Genomic DNA, 2,400 nt, shown 5'->3' with positions numbered 1-2,400 from the left:
CGTCGCTGAGTCGGTCATCATCTTCCCGAGCGACTCGATCTCATCGCCCCGACGGATGATCGTCTGCGGGTCGCCCTCGACGGTCGCGATCCTCCGACCCTTCGGCGACGGATCCATCCACGTCATGGCACGCTCCTCAGCACTCGATCCCGAACCTCTCGGCTCACGCTATTGCGGCGTCCCTGATGCCGCGATGGGGAGGACTCCCCACCGCGCTGGGAGACGCCTGGACGACGACTCGCCCGCCCGATGCTCAGCGGCGCGGCTGCGACATCCGGATCGAGAGCATGCCGAGCTGCGCGCCCTTCGCCCAGTCGGCGTCGCGGGCGCTGATCGCACCCGAGCGCGCCAGCTCGTCGATCGCCGCGCGCAGCTCCGCCCCGACGCGCTGCTGCTCTGAGGCGTCGAGCTCGGCGATCGCGGCCCGCGCCACCGCTCGCGGACCGCTGCGCGGACCGTCGGGGCGGGCATCGTCCCCGCCGCCCGCGCTCGGCGTCGGTGCGATGGCCAGGGCCAGTCCCGCCGCCGCACCCACCAGGACGGGGATCATCCACAGCCAGACGCCGTCGACCGAGGGCGAGACACCGACGGAGATCACGACCGTCAGCACCGCCATGACGACCGAGTAGATGCCGAGGCCGCGGAAGAAGCGCTGCCCCGCCCGCTGCCGTAGGACCGCGACCGCCAGCGGGACGAGCGCCGCGTCGGCGAAGAGGAAGAGCAGCGAGCTGACCGGGATGGCCGCCTCGTAGTCGACCGGCGCCGCTGCCGAGATCCGCGACGGGACGAGGATGGCCATCGCGACGACCGGTGCGACGACGGCTGCGAAGCCAGCCCAGAGGAGCACCGCGGTCATCCGCCCGGGCGCACCGCGCCCTCCGCGCACGCGGATCGAGGGGTCGATGCCGCGGAGCACGGCGGGGTGCTCGCGGAACGCGTCGAGCTCGAGCTGCTTCCAGCGCACGGCCTGGCCCGGAGCGATGGTGCGCGCGCGCTCGACGGCCGACATGCGCGTCATGCTCCGTCCTCCGCAGGCCATTCCTCCTGCGCCGCGGCGTGCCGCACGCGCGCCGACTCGGGGAGCGCCTCGAGCCTCGAGCCCTGCCATCCGCCGTCGACGGAGAGCGAGCGGACCAGGACCCGGAGGTCGTGCAGCAGCTGCGTCGCCACCGCCGGCAGCGTCGGCTCGGCGATCACTCCGATCCAGCGGCGGCCGTCGCAGTACGCGTGCGCGACGAGGCCGAGGCGCGGCACGCCAGGGATGCCGCTCGCGACCGCCCCGCGCACCTCGATCCCGCTGCCCAGGCCGGCGTGCTCGGCGATGTCGATCGCGGGGGACCCGAGGAAGGGCACCGCATCCGCGATGGATGGTGCCGATGCGCCGTCGATCAGGTCGTGCGCGACGACGTGCACGACGACGTTCGCGAGCGACGGCGTCGGCCACCACTGCAGCGTCCAGGCGTCATCGGTCGAACGCAGTCCGAGCGCGTGCTCGAGCATGCCGCGGTACGCGGTCGGCTCGAACGCGTCGTGGTGCCGCAGCAGCGCGAGCGACGCCTCCATCCACTCGTCGGTCGGTGCATCGAGCGGCGGCAGCAGGAGCCAGCGCTCAGGATCCGGTCCGATGGTGAGCGCGGGCGCGGCCGTCGCCACCCGCTGCGTTCCCGAGGTCAGCACTCGCTCACCCTAGCGACGACCGGCCGGACGTCATCGGTGGGGCGCCCACGGGACGCGCACGTCGAGGCCGTCGATGGCGTTGTGGAGCGCGCCGTCGCCGAAGATCTCCGCTGCGCCGTCCGGGACGCCGAACAGGTTCTTGACGTGCCCGTCGCCCCAGACGCCGCCGAGGATGCTCGGCGCGTCGGACTGCCCGGTGTAGCCGAAGAGACGGGCGAGGCCGTCCGCCACGTTCGCACCGCCCTGCGACAGGCCCTGGAGGGCGCCGCGGCCGCCTCGGCCCAGCGAGCCGAGCAGCCCCATGCCATCGGCCATGCCGCGGCTGAAGCCCCGCGTGAGACCGCCCGCGAAGTGCGCGCCGCTGCTCGCGATGGCCGTGCGCCCCGCGGACGAGAAGATGCCGCCGGCCATGTCGCTGAAGAACGGGCCGACGCCCTTGCCGAGGGAGCCGAAGGGTATGACGCCGACGACCGCGAAGATCATGTCGCCGAGGGTGGCATCGCCGCGGAGGAACGCGTAGGTCGTGAGCGCGAGCGTCGCGATCGCGACGACCGCGGCGATGGCTGCCAGGAGCGGACCGCCGATGATGATGCAGGCGACCGCGAGGATGAGGCCCGCGATCTGCAGCACCTTGAGGGCGCCGGCGACGAAGCCGTCGAGGTCGTCCCAGAAGGAGTCCTCGATCTTGCCCGCGAGCGTGTCGCCCACGTCGTTCGCCGCGGT

3 protein-coding genes are annotated in these 2,400 nt (G+C 73.2%); all 3 read right to left on the bottom strand.

Annotated elements, in window-relative coordinates:
* Positions 1 to 253: 253 nt before the first annotated feature.
* A complete protein-coding gene (locus tag IEW90_RS13715) occupies positions 254 to 1,018 on the bottom strand; it encodes a hypothetical protein (protein ID WP_188718884.1) in 765 nt (254 codons plus the stop codon).
* The gene (locus IEW90_RS13710; RefSeq protein WP_188718883.1) at positions 1,015 to 1,677 is read right to left on the bottom strand and encodes a hypothetical protein; all 663 of its coding nucleotides are present in this window, start codon (positions 1,675 to 1,677) and stop codon (positions 1,015 to 1,017) included. Before IEW90_RS13710 ends, IEW90_RS13715 begins: the two co-directional genes overlap by 4 nt.
* Before the next feature lie 30 nt (positions 1,678 to 1,707).
* On the bottom strand, positions 1,708 to 2,400 hold a 693-nt coding region (locus IEW90_RS13705; protein ID WP_229679708.1), incomplete at its 5' end, for a hypothetical protein.

The sequence above is a fragment of the Agrococcus terreus genome (assembly GCF_014645235.1).
Classification (GTDB): domain Bacteria; phylum Actinomycetota; class Actinomycetes; order Actinomycetales; family Microbacteriaceae; genus Agrococcus; species Agrococcus terreus.
Note: the sequence above shows the minus strand (reverse complement) of the source record. Positions and strands in the feature narration are given on the sequence as shown.

Excerpts from the sequence above, each read along its gene's own strand:
- IEW90_RS13715 (WP_188718884.1), bottom strand. The coding sequence starts at position 1,018 with ATGACGCGCATGTCGGCCGTCGAGCGCGCGCGCACCATCGCTCCGGGC.